Raw genomic sequence first — 13,566 nt, forward strand, 5'->3', positions numbered from 1 at the left:
ACCACCCGGCTTGCGCGTGGCCCCACAGGTCCGCGCTGACTTATGGATTCAACAAGGAGAAAACAGTGAAGGCAGATGAGATCCGAAAACTAGAGCAATATCTGCGGGAGAAGTTCCAGCGGCCGAACATCGAGGTGCGGCGGCGGCCGCAGAAGACCGACTCTGCCGAAGTCTATCTGGGTGAGGAATTCATCGGAGTCCTGTTCCGCGACGATGAGGATGGCGACCTGTCCTATAACTTCCAGATGGCGATCCTGGACATCGACCTGCCAGAATGATCACGATGCCGGCGCGCCGGTGTCGGTGCGCAGCCGTCTGAGCAGGTCGGCGATCGTCGCTTCGAGCGACTGCCATTGTGTGAGATGGCGCTGATGAAAGCGGTAGACGGCTGTCACCTTGTCCGTAAGGTCCAGCCGTCTTTCGCAAAGTGGGGAAATGGCGGAGCCGTCCTCCACGGCGCAATGGAACAGCACGGGCTCGCCCTGCGGCTCTGCCTGCCCCACGTAGAGGTGCATAGCCCTGTAGGGTGAGCCCGGCTTGAACCGGTACCGGGTGAGTCCTGCCTCGATGGCCTCTCCCGGTCCGTCGAAATAGACGGGATAGATCCGCGTCAGCCGCTCGGTCGCGCTGGCCAGCGGTGTGCGCCCGGCCAGCTCTATCGTGACGAGGTGCTCGAGGTCTGCGCCGTCGCGGCCGTCAGCCGGCACACCCGCCGCGAACGGCCACGGGATCTGCAAGGTCACCCGAGTCACGGAACCGAAAATCCGCCTGCTCACCTGCAGCACATAAGGACGGGGAATGGATAGGCGTGCGTCGTGCAGCGTCAGCACCTCGGTTCGGCCGAAATCCCGTGCCTCGTCGTTTCCGCCGAACAGCAGCTCCGGATGCGGCGCGAAATAGGCCGCCAGCAGGCCGCCCGTGAACAGGGCAAAGAGCCCCGCCATGATCAGCAGAGGCCAGGTGAGCGACTGGCGCGACGTTCGGCGCGCGGATCCGGGCGCGGAGACCGGCCGTGCCGCAGGGCCCGGGCGCCGCGCAGGTTTTCCGCCTGCTCTCTCACGGGTCTCGGCGCGAGGCCGATATGGTGGGCTCTGGCGCATTGGCCGCCATGCTCCTATGAGAGATCATCCGCGTCACCAAGAACCAGGAAAGGCAAGCAATGACGATCTTCCGTCTCGAAAATATCGGCCCGCATCTTCCTCCGACCGGAGAATACTGGGTTGCACCCAGCGCCGCCGTCATCGGTAACATTCTGCTCGACCGCAATGTCAGCGTCTGGTTCGGCGCGGTGCTGCGCGGCGACAACGATCCCATTCATATCGGCGAGAACTCGAACATTCAGGATAATGCTGTGCTCCATTCTGACGAAGGCTGTCCGCTCACGGTGGGCCGCAACGTGACGGTCGGCCACAAGGCCATCCTGCACGGCTGCATCATCGGCGACAACAGTCTGATCGGCATGAATGCGACCGTGCTCAACCGGGCGCAGATCGGCAGGAATTGCCTGATCGGCGCCGGCGCGCTCATCCCCGAAGGCAAGATCATTCCCGACAATTCGCTGGTCATGGGCATGCCGGGCAAGGTGGTGCGCGAGCTCACCGAGGAGGAGCAGCAGGGGCTGATCGAGTCGGCCGAGCACTACGTCGCCAATTGGAAGCGCTTCGCCAAGGGCCTCGCGGAGATCTAGGCCGGCGATTGCGTGAAGAAGTCGACGTCCTTCAGCGGGATCGAGGTGATGGAGGCGGCCAGCGGCCCGTCCGCTTCCGTCTTCGCCTTGAAGGCCGTCCATTCCGGATCGTTCCGGAACGCCTCCCAGCCCGCCTTCATCGCCGCCTCGTCCCGCCACGCGACAACGTACCAGAGCTCGCCGGGCACGGAAGCATGCTCCCAAAAATGGGTGACCTTGATGCCCAGCTTGTCGAACAGCCGCAGCGTGCCGTTGGCGAAGCGGTCGCGCAGCGCGGCCTCCTTCCCGGCCACTGGCATATAGCGTCTCAATTCGTAGATCACGATCCCAACTCCCTCGAACGACGATCAAAGCACAAGGTAGGATGCAGCCGGGCGCTTGCTGCGGAGCAGTTCGGCCACGATCTCCAGCCCCTGCTGGAGCTCGCCGCGCGACGGCGTCGCTCCGCCCAGGCTCAGCCGAACGGCTTGTGGCGCCGGACCATGGCCCACCATGAAGGCTTCCGCCGGCGTTACGGCGACGCCACGGGAATTCGCAGCAGCGACAAACCCCTCCGCGCGCCAGCTTTCCGGGAGGGTCACCCAGACATGCAGACCGGTGGGCAGGGCACTCACCTGATAGCCGCTCAGGAGGTCCGCGGCCATGGCCTGACGCTTCCGTAGCTCTTCACGTTGCTCGTCCACCAGGCGCTGCGCCGCACCGTTCTCGATGAGCCGACTGGCGATCTCGACCGAGAATAGCGACGCCATCCAGGTGGTCGAGGCAAGGCCAGGGATGAGGTCTTTGGCCCGGCCTCGCGGGGCCGCGATGAAGCCAATGCGAAGGCCGGCCGAGATGACCTTGGAGAGGCTGGTGAGGTAGAAGCCGTGCTCCGGCGCAAAACTGGCAATGGGGGGCAGTGGCCTGTCCATCAGGCCGCCGCACACGTCGTTTTCGATGATCGCCACATCGTAGCGGGCGGCGATCTCGGCGAGTGCCTTGCGCCGCTCGACTGGCATGACCGCGAGCGTGGGGCTGTGATGGGTGGGGATGCAGAACAGCGCGCGAATGGTGCCACCCTTGCAGGCCGCCTCGAACGCCTCCGGGATCACGCCGTGCTGATCGATGGCTACGCTTTTCGGCGTCAGGTGCCGATTGGCGACCAGGAAGCGGATGCCTGGGTCGGCCAGCTCTTCCAGCAGAATGGTGTCGCCGGGCTCGGTGATGGCGTTGAGGATGGCAGCAGCGGCCTGCTGCGCCCCGTTCACAATGACGATGTCGTCCGCATGGGCGGGATACCCGAGCGCCGATAGCCATTTGACCGCAGATAGGCGGTGCTCGGGGAAGCCGAGCCATGGACGGTGGTATGGCACCAAGGCTTCGATGCGATCGCCTTCGACCACATCCTGCATGGCCCGGGCGATCGCCGCCTGCTGCGAGGGCAGCACCACCAAGCAGTTGAAGCTCAGATCGATACGGTCGGACTGGGCGCGGTTCGGCTCGAGCCGGGGCAGGTCGGACGGGCGCGAAGTGACGAAGGTACCGCGGCCGACGGAGCCCTCGATGAGATGGCGACGCTCCGCCAGGGCATAGGCCTTGCTTACCGTGCTGACGGAAAGCTTCAGCTGCCACGCCAATTCCCGGTGGGTGGGCAAGCGCGCCCCCGGCGCCAGCCGCCCCTCGGCAATGTCCTCCGCCAGGGCATCAGCGATGGCGACATAGAGCTTGCCTTTGCGGTTCTTGTAGTTCGGTATCCACATATGAAGGGGAGTTGTTGTACGACAATGTTCAAATTGACATGCAAATCTCACTCAACATAATCCAAAACGCAATACAAATCCTCGCGGGCTCCTTCGCCCCCTACCGGCTGCCCGGCCAAAGGAGCGGTCATGAAGTTCGGCTTCTATCTTCCCTGCTATTATCCAGACATGTCCTACCCGGCGGCGCAACTCTATCGGGACACGATCGAGGAAGCCAAGCTGGCTGAGGAGCTCGGCTTCATCTCCCTGACCATCCCGGAGCATCATTTCATCAACTATCTCGTTCACCCGAGCCCGCTGCTCACGGCGGTGCGGGTGGCGGCGGAGACCAAGTCGATCCCGCTCATCAGCGCGGTGCTGGTACTGCCGTTCTACGATATTCGCAGGCTTGCCGGCGAGATTGCCCAGGCGGACTGCCTGACCGATGGACGCATTCAGATCGGCGTCGGGCGTGGCGCCTTCCGCTACGAGTTCGACCGCTTCAATGTGCCGGTGGAGGAAAGCCGCGACCGCTTCGATGACAGTCTCAACCTCTTGATGGCGCTGCTCAGCGAGGAGGAGGTGAGCTGGGACAGCAAGTATTACAAGTTCGATGCGCTCACGATCACCCCGCGGCCCTATCAGAAGCCCTGTCCGAAGATCTGGGTCGCCGCGCTGTCGGAAGGCGCGATCGCCGGCACGGTGCGCCGCGGGTTCAATGTGATGACCACGCCGCTGCGTGACCCGTTCGAGGCGGCGAGCCGGCAGGCCAAGGCGTTCCTTGCGGCCTTGCCGCCCGGCAATCCGCTCAACCAGAAGCACTCCATGCTGCGCATGGGCTTCGTGACCAAGAACGATGCGGACACGACCGAGAAGCTGCAGCTCGCGCTCGAGAACCATCGGCGGTTCGTCAATGTGTTCGAAACGCCCGGCACGGTGAAAGGGGGCGCGATCGTGCCGCTCGACGTGCCCGAGACCCTGGAGGATATCCGCCAGAGCCTGATCATCGGGTCGCCGCAGGAGTGCCTGGACAAGATCGGGCACTATGCCGAGCTCGGGATCGACGACATTCAGGTGAACATGAATTTCGGCGCATCGCACAGGGATGTCATGGGCGCGCTCGAGCGCTTTGCCGTTCACGTCATGCCCCATTTCAAGAGCACAGCCTCGGCCGAGGTAACGGTATGACCACCGAAAGCACGCGCGCCGCCGAGCTGCACAAGCGCGCCCTCATCGTCGACGGCCTGGTCTTCTCCTGCGACACCGACGCGGTGCTGCGGCAGGGCAATGTTGCCGCGGTGAACGTCACCGTGTCGGACTTCAACGCAGATTTCGAAGGCGCTTGCGACGATATCGCCGGCTGGCTGGCCCGGGCGGCCGACCCGGCGGGCCCCTGGCACATCGTCGAGACGGTACAGGACATTCATGCGGCTCGGCAGGCCAACAAGATCGGCCTCATCATGGGCTGGCAGAACATGCGCGCCATCGGCGACCGGCTCGACCGGATCCGCTTTTTTCAGCGGCTCGGCATCCGGGTGATGCAGCTGACCTATAATGAGCGCAACTTCATCGGCGACGGCTGCCTGGAGCCGGCGGATGCAGGCCTGAGCCTGTTCGGCCGGCGCGTCATCACGGAGATGAACCGGTGCGGCGTTGCCATCGACCTGAGCCATGTGGGCCACCGCTCGGCGATGGACGCGGCGAGCTTGAGCGAGCGGCCGGTGCTCCTGACCCATGCTAACGCCAAGGCGGTGTCGGACATGCCGCGCAACAAGCATGACGCGCTGATCAAGGCGGTGGCCGAGACCGGCGGACTGATCGGCGCCAGCGTCTATGGTCCGATGTGCTGGGACGGCAATCCGGAGCGCCGGCCGACGCTGGAGGATTTCTATCGCCATCTCGATCATATCGTCAGCCTGGTGGGCATCGAGCACGTGGCCTTCGGCACCGATTTTCCGGCGGTGACCGATCTCGATACGGTCGGGTCCATCATTCAGATGACGCTCGATCGCTACCCCACGGCGATCACCAAATATGCTGCCGCCTTCGGCAACGAGGTGCGCACGCGCTATCCCGTGGACTGCGGCTCGCCGGCCGAGCTCGGCAAGATCACGGAGCTGCTGGTGACGAAAGGCTGGAAAGAGGCCGACATCCTGGCCTTCCTCGGCGGCAATTACTTGCGCGTGCTGGACGCAATCTGGACCGTCTAGCGCTTCTTGTCGTACGACAATATCGCTGTTGACCGGTTTGTTTGACCGGGTAACGTGAATTGTAGTGCGATCCGGAAAATCCTGGGTGAGGCTGAACGGGTTTCCGGACTCCAATAAATGGGGAGACGACAATATGCTGCGCTCCGGACTCATCTCTCGGACAACCTATCGCGCCGCGCTGCTCGTTGCTTGCGCGACAATGTTCGCCAATACCGCGCTGGCTCAGGACACGATCACCATCGCCTCCTGGGGCGGCAATTATCAGGAGGCTCTGTCGAAGGCCATCTGGCAGCCGACGGCCGAGAAGCTCGGGATCACGATCCTGGAGGACACCACCAACGGTCTGGCCGATGTGCGTGCCCAGGTCTCGGCCAACAGCGTGTTGTGGGATATCACCGAGCTCACCATCGACGGCTGTGCCCAAGGCGAGGCGGAGGGCCTGTTCGAAGACCTGGATTACAGCGTGATCGACAAATCCGGCTTCGACCCGGCCGTGGTGCAGCGGACCTATATCGGCCTCAACTACTATTCCAACGTGATCGGCTGGAATAAGGACAAGTTCAAGGAAGGTCCACAATCCTGGGCCGACTTCTGGGACGTGGAGAAGTTCCCCGGCCGCCGCTCACTCCGCAACGATCCGGCCGAGGTGCTGGAAGCCGCCCTGCTGGCGGACGGCGTGGCCCCGGATCAGCTCTACCCGCTCGATCTCGACCGGGCGTTCAAGAGCCTGGAGAAGATCAAGCCGCATATTTCGGTTTGGTGGTCGTCCGGCGCGCAGTCGGCCCAGCTGGTGGCGGATGGCGAGGTTGACCTGATCGGCGCCTGGAACGGCCGCATCAGCGCCGCCATCAAGTCGGGTGCGCCTTTCGACTTCACCTTCAACCAAGGGCTGCTCATCGCCGATTGCCTGGTGATCCCCAAGGGCGTGAAGAACAAGGATCTCGCCATGAAGGCCCTGGCAACGGCGGTCTCGGCCGAAATGCTGGCCAACCTGCCTCAGTACATCGACTACGGCCCCGCCAACCTGAAGGCCTACGAGACCGGCAAGATCACGCCGGAAATCGCCAAGACCCTGAACACCGCACCCGAGAATGCCGCCAAGCAGGCCGTGGTCCGCGGCGACTGGTGGGGCAAGCACGGGGCCGAGGCGCGTGAGCGCTGGGCGCAGTTCATCAACCAGTAACACGATCCGCCAGGAGAGCCGATGCTGGTGCCCCCCGCGCCGGCTTCGGCTTTTCGGCATGGGAGCGTGACAGGGGTGCAATGACGGTTCGTGAAGGTTCGGCGTCGCGCACGGGGCTGGACATCAGCATCAGGTCCCTGGTCAAGCAATATGGAGACTATAGGGCGCTCGATGGCGTCAGCCTCGATGTCGCCGCCGGCGAATTTCTGACCCTGCTCGGGCCTTCGGGCTCGGGCAAGTCCACCCTGCTGATGGTGATCGCCGGCTTCATCCGACCCACCTCCGGCCTGCTTTGCTTCGGCAGCCGCGACGTGACCAAGCTCGAGCCGCACAAGCGCAATATCGGCGTGGTCTTCCAGAACTATGCGCTGTTCCCGCACATGACCGTGGCCGCCAATGTCGCCTATCCCCTGAAGCTTCGCGGCCTGTCAAAGGCACAGGTTGCCGAGCGGGTCGACTGGGCCCTGTCGCTGGTCAAGCTGGAAGGCTTCGGCGACCGCACTATCGACCAGCTGTCGGGCGGCCAGCGCCAGCGGGTGGCGCTGGCCCGGGCGGTGGTGTTCGAGCCCGACGTGCTGCTCATGGATGAGCCCCTGTCCGCACTCGACAAGAAACTGCGTGAGCACATGCAGATCGAGATCCGCCGGCTGCACGACAAGCTGGGGGTGACCACGATCTATGTGACCCATGATCAGCGCGAGGCCCTCACCATGTCCGACCGCATTGCCGTGATCAATCACGGGCGGTTCGAGCAGGTCGCCGACCCCCGCACGCTTTACGAGAATCCGGCGAGCAGCTTCGTTGCCGATTTCATCGGTGATGCTACGGTGCTTGCCTTGGAGGGTAACGGCGGCCGCTGCACCCTCAACGGCCATCCCGTGCGCAGCCACGGCCGTGCGTTTTCCGGGCGGCAGGCCTTCCTGGTGCTGCGGCCGGAGAAGCTGCGCATCCTCAATGGCAATGACGACGAGCAGTGGAACCGGTTCGCCGGCGTGGTGAACGAGATCGTCTATCAGGGCGACAGCCTGCTGCTCTCGATCGAGCTGGAGCGGGGCGAGGTGGTCTTCCTGCGCCAGCCGACCGACCAGACGACACTCGAAGGGCTGCCCGCCAAGGGCGAGCCGATCGAGATCGGGCTGCATGTGAATGACACACTGATCGTGCCCGGGCTCGCCGCGCAATGATGGTGCACCCGGCAGAAGAACTGGAGGCCGAAGACCGGGGGGAGCGGCTGCGGCTGTTGGCCTTGTCGCTGCCCTCGGTGCTGCTGGTCACCATCATTCTGCTGATCCCGGTGGGATGGCTGTTCTGGCTGTCCTTCTCGGGGCCGGACGGCCTGTCGCTGGTCAATTACATCAGGCTGTATGAGAACACCGCCTATCTCACGATCTTCCAAACCACGTTCCTGATCAGCCTCGTTGTCACGCTGCTCACCGCCGCACTGGGCTATCCTTTTGCCTATCTCCTGTCGCAGCTGCCGCGGACACTCGCCATTCTCGGCCTGTTCGTGGTGTTGCTGCCGTTCTGGACGTCGACCCTGGTCAGGACCTATTCCTGGCTGGTGCTGCTGCAGCGCCGCGGGCTCGTCAACACGCTTCTCCTGAAGCTCGGCCTCGTGGGGGAGCCGCTGGGGCTGGTTTATAACACCACCGGCGTGGTCATCGGCATGGTGCACATCATGCTGCCCTTCATGGTGCTGCCGCTCTATGCCGCCATGACCTCCGTCGACCCGACGCTGGTCAGGGCCGCCGTCAGCCTAGGCGCCACGCGCCGGCACGCCTTCTTCACCATCTTCGCGCCGCTGACCCTGCCTGGCCTCATCGCCGGCTCGCTGCTGGTGTTCATCTATTGCCTCGGCTTCTACATCACGCCGCAGATCCTGGGTGGCGGCCGGGTCAATCTCGTGTCCATGAAGATCCTGGAGAACGCCACCGTCTATTCGGACTGGGGCGCGGCCTCGGCACTGGGCGTCGTGCTCCTGGTCGCGACGCTTCTCATTTTCAAGCTGCTGCAGAAGATCCTGCCGGTCGAGCGGCTGTTGAGAAGGCCCTGACGGATGGATGATCCGACCATCACTCACCGTCAGCGCCTATGGCTATACGCCTATGGCATCGCCGTGAGCATCTTCCTTTTGGCGCCGATCGCGATCGTCATCCCCATCTCGTTCTCGCCGGGCGAATTCCTGGAATTTCCGCCCTCCGAATTCTCCTTGCGCTGGTACCGCACCTTCTTCTCCAGCCCCGAGTGGATGAGCGCGACCTGGGTTTCCCTGAAGGCCGCAACGCTGACCGTCTTGCTGGCAACACCGCTGGGCGTGGCCGCCGCCTACGGACTGCATGTCTCGGAATCGCGCCTGGCCAAGAGCGTACGGCCGCTGCTGATCGTGCCGCTGATCGTTCCGGTGATCATCATCGCCATCGGCGTGTTCTATCTCTATGCGCGGCTGGCGCTCATCAACACGCTGACCGGGCTGGTCCTGGCCCATAGCGTGCTGGCGCTGCCTTTCGTGTTCGTGGTGGTGGGGGCGGGCTTCCAGCGCTACGACATGGCGCAGGAGCTGGTCGCGCGCTCGCTGGGCGCCTCGCGCCTCAAGGCGTTCCTGACGGTGACGCTGCCGCAGATCCGGCCGTCGGTCATCTCGGCGGCCTTGTTCGCCTTCATCACGTCTTTCGACGAAGTGGTGATCGCTCTGTTCGTCTCGCGCGGACCCTCATCCACGCTCACCCGCAAGATGTTCACGTCCCTGCGCGATCAGGTCAGCCCGACCATCGCCGCGATCTCGACCATTCTCATCCTGGTGACGCTGCTGACAGCCGCCCTCATTCTCATCGCCCAGCTGCGGCAGAAGCCGCAAAGGGCCGCAGCGCTGGCGCCGGTCACGGCCCCCGAGGCCTGATCGCGTATCAGACGACATCGAGCGGCACGTCGCCGCCGCCGATCAGCATCTCGACGCCGTTTTCGGTGAGTGCATAGGTGCCGCCCTGAATGATGCCCAGCTGCTCGTCCACCAGCTGCAGATAGGCGTGCAGCACGAAGACCATGCCCTCACGCATGGTCTGGTTCGAGCCGCGGCTGATCTGCAGCGGCTCGAGCCAGATGGGCGGGTAGGCGATGCCGATGCCGTAGCCGAAGCGCATCACCGCCGCCTGTTCGAGGCCAGCGGCGCGAACCGGCTCGAGGGAGGCTTCCTCGATATCGGTGACATTGGCGCCGGGGCGAATGGCAGCGATGCCGGCAGCAAGCGAGTGGCGGCCGATCTCGTAAACCTCGCGAGCGCGCCGGCTCGGCTCGCCCGCGGCCAGGGTGTGGATTGCGGTGGCGTGATAGCGGGCCTCGACGCCGGCGAATTCCAGATGCACGAGGTCGCCCCGCTCGATCACGCGGTTGCGCGCCGTGGCGTGGCCGCCGGCCGTGCGATCGCCGCTGGCGAGCTCCGTGGGAATCGACCAGTAATCGCTGCCGGCCGACCGCATGGCATGTTCGATTGCATCCGCCAGGGCGATCTCGGTGATGCCGGGCTTCAGCGCCTGCCGCGCCGCGTCGAGCCCGGCTTGCGCATAGCGGCTGGCCCGGCGCAGATAGGCCATCTCCGCGGGCGACTTGATCAGCCGCGGCATGCCCATCAGCACGGTCGCGTCCACGATCTGTGCCGGCGCAAGCGCCCGGGCGAGCGCCAGGCCCAGGGCGTGCGGCACGGCATAGGACTGGATCTCGATCGCCACCTTGCCGTCGCGCAGGCCCTTCTCGCGCGCGATCGCTGCGAAGATTGCCGGAATGTCGTCGAACATCAGCCGGTAGCAGCGAACGTCCTCCACCCACGAGCTCTCATAGGCAAGGGAGAGGTCCGTATCGCGCAGGATGATGGTCGGCTCATCCTCGTCGGCGGAGAAGATGAGTGCCTGCGGACTGTTCACACTGACCCAGGAGTCATAACCGCCGTAGTAATAAAGCGACTCCGGCGCCATGCTGATGCAATGGCCGATGCCTTGCTCCTTCAGCAGCCGCCGCGCTTCGGCCAGCCGCGCCCGGTGCTCCTGTTCCGTGAAACTCGCATATTTCGCCCGCATGGCTGCACTCCCCGCACACACTTCCGAGCATCATCCGGAAAGTTTGGGTATTGCGCAATAGCGCGGGCATTTCCGCGGCGGTGACATGCTGGACGGCGGAAGACACCGGGCGGTAAACTCTGCTGGAGCATTTTCGAGCGAAGTGGATACCGGTTCGCGTGAAGAAGATGCGACCAGGCAAAAACCTAGGGTGCTTCCGCGATTCGACGAAGCGCGGAAGCGCTCTAGGCAAGGCACCTGTCCAACTGCTCGGGAAACGGCCATGCTGGAGAGCCGGAACTTGCCTGACCTGAAGGCCTTTCGCGTCTTCGTCGCGGTGGCGGAAGGGGGCGGCATCAAAGCGGCAGCGGAGAAGCTGGGCCGCACGCCGTCGGCCATTTCCATGACGCTCAAGGCCCTCGAGGAGAGCCTGGGCGCCCCGCTGTTCCAGGCCGAGCGCAAGGCGCATCTCACGCCCTTCGGCCGGCTGGTGCTAGATGAAGCGCGCGAGCTGCTGCACCACTTCGCCACCTCCTGCGCCACCATGCAGTCCTATGCGCGTAACCAGATCGGCCGCTGCGACGTGGCGAGCGTGACGTCGGTGTCCATCGCCTTCCTGCCGGCGGCCATCCGGCGGGTGCAGCAGACCCTGCCCGAGTTCGGCGTCCATGTGCGGCAGATGGAATCCAAGTTTTCGGCCGATGCTTTGCTCGACGGTGTGGTGGACATTGCATTCGCGGCCCACCTCCCGCGGCCGGACGAAATCAGCTTCGAGCCGCTGTTCCGCGATGCCTTCGACATCGTTTGCGCCGAGAACGATCCGCTGACGAAGGAGAAGACGCCGTTGTCGTGGTCGGCCATCAGGGATAGGCCGTTCATCTTCAACGACAGCTTCGCGGTCATCCGGACGCCGGAGCTCCTGGAGATCACCGAGCGTGCGGTGATGTGGATCGGCAGCGTGTTCGCCCTGCTTGCCGCACTGCGGCAAGGGCTGGGGGTGAGCGTTCTGCCGCGCCTGTGCCGGGTGCAGGGGGCCGAGGGCCTGCGCTTCCTGCCGGTGGAGGATCCGACCGCGTTCCGGGTCGTCGGCCTGCTGTCGAAGAAAGACAGGCGCCAGCTGCCGGGCACACGGCATTTTGCCAATGCCGTGTACGAGGTCATCCAGGAGCAGGCCGGCATCTATGATTACGAACTGCTCTCGGCCAAGGAGCCGACGCAGTATCTCCCGGCCTGACCAGCCGTCTGGCGGCCGCCTTCAGGCAACCAGTGCGCCGACCACCGCCTTGGTTTCCAGGTATTCCTCGAGGCCATAGACGCCCTGCTCGCGGCCATTGCCCGACTGGCCATAGCCGCCGAAGGGCGCCATGGAGTCATAAGGCGGATAGTTGATCAGCACCTGGCCGGAGCGCAGGCGCGCTGCCACCTTCACCGCGGTTTCGCGATCGCCCTGCACATTCGCGGAGAGGCCATAGACCGTGTCGTTGGCAATCTGCACCGCCTCGTCCAGGTCGCGATAGGGCATGATCGCCAGCACCGGGCCGAAGATCTCGTCGCGAGCGATGGTCATGTCCCGGCGCACATTGGAGAAGACGGTGGGGCGCACATAATAGCCGCGGTTCAGGCCCTCCGGTCGGCCGGGACCTCCGGTCACCAGCTTGGCGCCCTCGGCGATGCCCCGCTCGATATAGTGCTGGATCTTGTCGAACTGCGCCTTGCTGATGGCCGGCCCGAGGTCGACGTCATCCCGGGTGGGATCACCCACCCGCATCGCCTCGGCCGCGCGCTTGGCAATGGCTTCCACCTGCTCCACGGCATCCGCCGGCACCAGCATACGCGCCGGCGAGGTACAGGACTGGCCCGTGTTGCGGAAGCAGTTTTGCACGCCGCGGGTGACCGCCGGCTCCAGGTCGGCGCTCTCCAGCAGGATATTCGCCGTCTTGCCGCCTAGCTCCTGAGCGACGCGCTTGATGGTATCGGCCGCGGCCTTGGCCACCGCCGCGCCGGCCCGGGTCGAGCCGGTGATCGACACCATGGCCACATCGGGGTGAGCGGAGATGGCGTGGCCGACGGTCGGCCCATCGCCGTTCACCAGATTGAACACGCCCTTGGGCACGCCCGCCTCGTGCAGCACGTCGGCGAAGATCATGGCGCCGAAAGGGGCGATCTCGCTGGGCTTGACCACCATGGTGCAGCCCGTGGCCAGCGCCGGCGCCACCTTCAGCACCAGCTGGTTGATCGGCCAGTTCCAGGGTGTGATCAGGCCGACCACGCCGATTGGCTCGCGCACGATCAGGGTCGTGCCTTGCGGCCGCTCGAAGGCGAAGCTTTCCAGGGCTAACATCGTGTGGCGAAGGTGGTTCACCCCCGTCTGCGCCTGGGCTTCCAGCGCAAACCGTTTTGGGGCCCCCATCTCGCGGGTAAGCGCCTCGGCGACCTCCTCTCGGCGGTCCATGTAGCAGTCGAGAATGCGCTGCAGCAGCTTGAGGCGTTCATCCTTCGTGGTCGCGGAGAAGGTGGGAAAGGCCGCCTTGGCCGCCGCAACCGCCCGGTCCACGTCAGCGGCGGTTCCGGCGGCGACCTCGGCGAAGGCCTCTTCGGTCGCGGGATTGGTCACCGCAATCCGCGCGGTGGAGAGCGGGTCGACCCAGGCGCCATCGATATAGAACTTCAGGGCGTGCTTCATGGAATTTCCTCTCGAATCGGGTGCCAGGCTGGCGCCCGC

The 13,566-nt window shown here is 64.7% G+C and carries 14 protein-coding genes; 9 read left to right on the top strand and 5 right to left on the bottom strand.

What is annotated here, in order from left to right; genetic code table 11:
* Window positions 1–65: 65 nt before the first annotated feature.
* A complete protein-coding gene (locus E4P09_RS07800; RefSeq protein ID WP_137388931.1) occupies window positions 66–278 on the top strand; it encodes a DUF3126 family protein in 213 nt (70 codons plus the stop codon).
* Here the strand turns inward: E4P09_RS07800 and E4P09_RS07805 are convergent, their stop codons facing one another.
* Window positions 279–944 carry a hypothetical protein gene (locus E4P09_RS07805; RefSeq protein WP_137388932.1) on the bottom strand — a complete coding sequence of 222 codons (666 nt, stop codon included), beginning with the start codon at window positions 942–944 and terminating at the stop codon, window positions 279–281.
* 215 nt (window positions 945–1,159) lie between these two features.
* On the opposite strand from E4P09_RS07805, the gene E4P09_RS07810 reads away from it, so the two are divergent.
* Window positions 1,160–1,687 (top strand): gamma carbonic anhydrase family protein, encoded by a 528-nt coding sequence (locus E4P09_RS07810; RefSeq protein ID WP_137388933.1) that lies wholly within the window; start codon window positions 1,160–1,162, stop codon window positions 1,685–1,687.
* Here the strand turns inward: E4P09_RS07810 and E4P09_RS07815 are convergent.
* Both E4P09_RS07815 and ehuR read right to left on the bottom strand, forming a co-directional pair.
* Window positions 1,684–2,010 (bottom strand): NIPSNAP family protein, encoded by a 327-nt coding sequence (locus E4P09_RS07815; RefSeq protein ID WP_137388934.1) that lies wholly within the window; start codon window positions 2,008–2,010, stop codon window positions 1,684–1,686. The two genes, E4P09_RS07810 and E4P09_RS07815, sit on opposite strands and share 4 nt — an antisense overlap.
* Window positions 2,011–2,034: 24 nt before the next feature.
* Window positions 2,035–3,426, bottom strand: a complete 1,392-nt coding sequence (gene ehuR / locus E4P09_RS07820) for a MocR-like ectoine utilization transcription factor EhuR (RefSeq protein WP_137388935.1) — start codon at window positions 3,424–3,426, stop codon at window positions 2,035–2,037.
* A gap of 129 nt (window positions 3,427–3,555) precedes the next feature.
* Between ehuR and E4P09_RS07825 the strand changes: the two genes are divergently transcribed.
* The 6 genes from E4P09_RS07825 to E4P09_RS07850 all read left to right on the top strand — a co-directional run bounded on the left by E4P09_RS07825 (window position 3,556) and on the right by E4P09_RS07850 (window position 9,694).
* The gene (locus E4P09_RS07825; RefSeq protein ID WP_137388936.1) at window positions 3,556–4,593 is read left to right on the top strand and encodes an LLM class flavin-dependent oxidoreductase; all 1,038 of its coding nucleotides are present in this window, start codon (window positions 3,556–3,558) and stop codon (window positions 4,591–4,593) included.
* On the top strand, window positions 4,590–5,615 hold the full coding sequence (locus E4P09_RS07830) for a dipeptidase (protein WP_137388937.1): 1,026 nt from the start codon (window positions 4,590–4,592) through the stop codon (window positions 5,613–5,615). The genes E4P09_RS07825 and E4P09_RS07830 overlap by 4 nt, the downstream gene beginning before the upstream one ends.
* A gap of 133 nt (window positions 5,616–5,748) precedes the next feature.
* Window positions 5,749–6,798 (top strand): ABC transporter substrate-binding protein, encoded by a 1,050-nt coding sequence (locus tag E4P09_RS07835; RefSeq protein ID WP_137388938.1) that lies wholly within the window; start codon window positions 5,749–5,751, stop codon window positions 6,796–6,798.
* 80 nt (window positions 6,799–6,878) lie between these two features.
* A complete protein-coding gene (locus tag E4P09_RS07840) occupies window positions 6,879–7,982 on the top strand; it encodes an ABC transporter ATP-binding protein (protein WP_137388939.1) in 1,104 nt (367 codons plus the stop codon).
* Window positions 7,979–8,851 carry an ABC transporter permease gene (locus E4P09_RS07845; protein ID WP_137388940.1) on the top strand — a complete coding sequence of 291 codons (873 nt, stop codon included), beginning with the start codon at window positions 7,979–7,981 and terminating at the stop codon, window positions 8,849–8,851. The genes E4P09_RS07840 and E4P09_RS07845 overlap by 4 nt, the downstream gene beginning before the upstream one ends.
* 3 nt (window positions 8,852–8,854) lie before the next feature.
* Window positions 8,855–9,694 (top strand): ABC transporter permease, encoded by an 840-nt coding sequence (locus E4P09_RS07850; protein WP_137388941.1) that lies wholly within the window; start codon window positions 8,855–8,857, stop codon window positions 9,692–9,694.
* 7 nt (window positions 9,695–9,701) lie between these two features.
* On the opposite strand, the gene E4P09_RS07855 is transcribed toward E4P09_RS07850, so the two are convergent.
* Window positions 9,702–10,865: a M24 family metallopeptidase gene (locus tag E4P09_RS07855; RefSeq protein WP_137388942.1), complete on the bottom strand. Its 1,164-nt coding sequence runs from the start codon at window positions 10,863–10,865 to the stop codon at window positions 9,702–9,704.
* A 262-nt stretch (window positions 10,866–11,127) separates the two neighbouring features.
* On the opposite strand from E4P09_RS07855, the gene E4P09_RS07860 reads away from it, so the two are divergent.
* Complete coding sequence (locus E4P09_RS07860; protein WP_170984284.1) at window positions 11,128–12,078, top strand: LysR family transcriptional regulator; 951 nt, start codon at window positions 11,128–11,130, stop codon at window positions 12,076–12,078.
* Window positions 12,079–12,099: 21 nt separating this feature from the next.
* Here the strand turns inward: E4P09_RS07860 and E4P09_RS07865 are convergent, their stop codons facing one another.
* Entirely contained in the window at window positions 12,100–13,527 is a 1,428-nt protein-coding gene (locus E4P09_RS07865; RefSeq protein ID WP_137388944.1) for an aldehyde dehydrogenase family protein, read from the bottom strand.
* Between the last annotated feature and the right edge of the window lie 39 nt (window positions 13,528–13,566).

It is taken from the genome of Rhodoligotrophos defluvii (assembly GCF_005281615.1).
GTDB lineage: Bacteria > Pseudomonadota > Alphaproteobacteria > Rhizobiales > Im1 > Rhodoligotrophos > Rhodoligotrophos defluvii.

Bases quoted from the DNA above. Each gene is read 5' to 3' on its own strand.
- E4P09_RS07805 (WP_137388932.1), bottom strand. From the start codon at position 944: ATGGCGGGGCTCTTTGCCCTGTTCACGGGCGGCCTGCTGGCGGCCTAT.
- E4P09_RS07810 (WP_137388933.1), top strand. From the start codon at position 1,160: ATGACGATCTTCCGTCTCGAAAATATCGGCCCGCATCTTCCTCCGACC.
- ehuR (WP_137388935.1), bottom strand. From the start codon at position 3,426: ATGTGGATACCGAACTACAAGAACCGCAAAGGCAAGCTCTATGTCGCC.
- E4P09_RS07825 (WP_137388936.1), top strand. From the start codon at position 3,556: ATGAAGTTCGGCTTCTATCTTCCCTGCTATTATCCAGACATGTCCTAC.
- E4P09_RS07830 (WP_137388937.1), top strand. From the start codon at position 4,590: ATGACCACCGAAAGCACGCGCGCCGCCGAGCTGCACAAGCGCGCCCTC.
- E4P09_RS07835 (WP_137388938.1), top strand. From the start codon at position 5,749: ATGCTGCGCTCCGGACTCATCTCTCGGACAACCTATCGCGCCGCGCTG.
- E4P09_RS07840 (WP_137388939.1), top strand. From the start codon at position 6,879: ATGACGGTTCGTGAAGGTTCGGCGTCGCGCACGGGGCTGGACATCAGC.
- E4P09_RS07845 (WP_137388940.1), top strand. From the start codon at position 7,979: ATGATGGTGCACCCGGCAGAAGAACTGGAGGCCGAAGACCGGGGGGAG.
- E4P09_RS07850 (WP_137388941.1), top strand. From the start codon at position 8,855: ATGGATGATCCGACCATCACTCACCGTCAGCGCCTATGGCTATACGCC.
- E4P09_RS07855 (WP_137388942.1), bottom strand. From the start codon at position 10,865: ATGCGGGCGAAATATGCGAGTTTCACGGAACAGGAGCACCGGGCGCGG.
- E4P09_RS07860 (WP_170984284.1), top strand. From the start codon at position 11,128: ATGCTGGAGAGCCGGAACTTGCCTGACCTGAAGGCCTTTCGCGTCTTC.
- E4P09_RS07865 (WP_137388944.1), bottom strand. From the start codon at position 13,527: ATGAAGCACGCCCTGAAGTTCTATATCGATGGCGCCTGGGTCGACCCG.